This is a genomic window from Burkholderia sp. HAN2018, assembly GCF_024704855.1.
Classification (GTDB): Bacteria; Pseudomonadota; Gammaproteobacteria; order Burkholderiales; family Burkholderiaceae; genus Burkholderia; species Burkholderia cepacia.
In genome coordinates this window covers 1-2,075 of the sequence record NZ_QOBB01000465.1, presented here as the reverse complement: position 1 = coordinate 2,075, position 2,075 = coordinate 1, and the positions used below count along the sequence as shown (strand labels likewise).

General features: G+C 73.5%; 3 protein-coding genes. All 3 read right to left on the bottom strand.

Annotation, left to right across the window (positions count from 1 at the left end; translation table 11 throughout):
- A partial coding sequence (locus tag DPV74_RS41000; protein ID WP_162923325.1) for a cellulose synthase operon protein YhjQ/BcsQ occupies nucleotides 1-279 on the bottom strand: 279 nt, incomplete at its 3' end.
- Entirely contained in the window at nucleotides 276-509 is a 234-nt protein-coding gene (locus tag DPV74_RS40995) for a hypothetical protein (protein ID WP_027787777.1), read from the bottom strand. The genes DPV74_RS41000 and DPV74_RS40995, both read right to left, overlap by 4 nt.
- Nucleotides 506-2,075 (bottom strand): cellulose biosynthesis protein BcsE (bcsE, locus tag DPV74_RS40990; RefSeq protein ID WP_119339262.1); only part of this gene is annotated, 1,570 nt, incomplete at its 5' end. The genes bcsE and DPV74_RS40995, both read right to left, overlap by 4 nt.

The following is a 2,075-nucleotide window of genomic DNA, read 5'->3' as shown; positions in this document are numbered from 1 at the left end:
CGCGCCGGCCGCGTCGACCTGCCCGTAAGGCACGAACAGCACGCCATCGGCGTTGCGCCACGTGTGCGCATGCCACGGCTCGGCGCCGCCGAGCACGCTCTGCGCGAGGCCGTGCTCGGCCAGCGTGTCGAGGCCGAGCGTCGCGCCCATCAGGTTCTGCGCGTCGAATTCGACGGCGACGACCGGCCGGCCGCGGCGCGCCAGCAGCACCGCGAGCGCGGCCGTGAGCGTCGTGCGGCCCGCGCCCCCGGTCGTCGACGTAATCGCGATCGTCTTCATCGGGCCGCCTCGCCGTGACGTTCGTCATGCTCGCCACGCTCGCGCCCGGCGTCGGGCAGCAGCCGTCCGCGCAGCGCGACCGGCACGAGTTCGCACGGCACCGCGTCACGCCGGTCGATCCCGCGCGGCGCGTGAAAGCCGCGGCCGATGCCGAGATGCTGCGCGACGATCCACACGGGCACCGCGATCGCGATGCCGACGATGAATCCGATGACGAGTTCGGCGATCATGCGACCCCCTCCTTGCGCAGCGGCATCGCGCTGCGGATGGCGCTGCGCTTGCGCGCGGCGAGAATGACGGGTTCCGGCGCCGCAGCGTCGGCGGCCGCGGCCGCCGGCGTCGCACCGATCGCCTCGAGCGCGACGATCGTATCGATCGCGTCGATCGCACCGCTCACTTCGCTCGCGTCGGGCAACGCGTCGCCGGGCCCGGTGTGCGCGAGCGGGGCGCGACTGGCGCCCGCCGGCTGCGCGGCCCCGAACAAATCGCTGTAGTCGGCGATCGGCGCACGCCGGTTCTCGGTCTTCAGCGCGTTGAGTTCGGTATCGATGCTGCCCTGCCCGAGACACACGACGCGGTCGGACAGCGTGTCGACCGGCACGTCGAAGATGCGCGCGAGCGCGTCCTCCGCGTCCGCCGGTTCGCACGCGAACAGGAACACGTACAGGTGCGCGGCATCGGCCGTCACGACGTCGCCCGCGCGGCGCGGGCGGCAATGCCGCAGCGCGTCGACGTGCGACACGCCGGGCAGCAGCGCGATCTTCGCGAGCGTGTGCGGCAGCGCGAGCACGGCGCCGCGATCGAGCACCGCGCGAATCCGCAGGCAGAACGCGCCGACCGGCAGATAACCGAGCACCGAATCGCCGAGCGCGGCCGCGAGCGCCGCACGATAGTCGGCCGCGACGGGCCGCGCATAGAGCTGGCCGCGCAGTGCATGCACGGCCCCCTGCAGTCGCGATACCGGCAGGTCGCGTGCGATGACGCGGCTCGCGCCGACGCTCAGCACGAGCATCTCGAACTGCTGGCGCAGCACTTCGCCGCGCTCGACGACCGCGATCTTCAGCGCACCGCCGCACTGCCGGCGCAGCGTGTGCACGTCCGCGCACAGCGCTTCGAGCTGCGCATGCGAACGGAACGCGAGCACCGCGGTCGCGGCCTGGGCACGCGCGCAGGCGGCAACGACGGCCGCGTTGTCCTCGACGATTTCCCAGCCCTGCGGCGCGCGGTTCGTGCCGTCGAGCACCGCGCGGCTGACGACGACGCGATCCTCGTCGCTCGCGAGCTTCATCCGGTTCGCCGGCTCGGTCGCGCCGCCGTCGATGCTCGCCGACAGCCGGCCGCCCGGCGCGAAACGCAGCGGCCGTACCTCGCCGGCCGCGAGCGTATCGCCCGCGCGCCAGAAGTCGACGATCCACAGCAGCTCGCCGTGGGTGCGCTGCAACTGCGCGACGCCCGAGCAGATACCGTGGAAACCGCTGCGCGGCGTGCGATCCGCATCGCGCACGAGCGGTGCATCGTCGGTGCGTGCCGCGTCGTCCGCGCGGGTCGCTTCGGGATCGAGCAGCAGCACGAGCGCGATCCGGCGCGTGCGGCACCAGTCGGCGAGTGCGTGCGCCTCGTCGGCGAGCGCGATCGGGTCGTCCCAGCTGAACCAGCGCTGCGCGCCCTCGACGAAATACAGCGAGCGTGCACGAAAGCCGTAACGCTTCATCGCGCGCAGGCCGCCGGTCAGCCGCGCGAACGGGCCCGGTGCCGCGCGGCGCGGTGCGTCGGCCGTCGCGCCCGTGCCTGTGCCG

Coding starts and splice junctions, on each gene's coding strand:
- DPV74_RS40995 (WP_027787777.1), bottom strand. CDS start 509: ATGATCGCCGAACTCGTCATCGGATTCATCGTCGGCATCGCGATCGCG.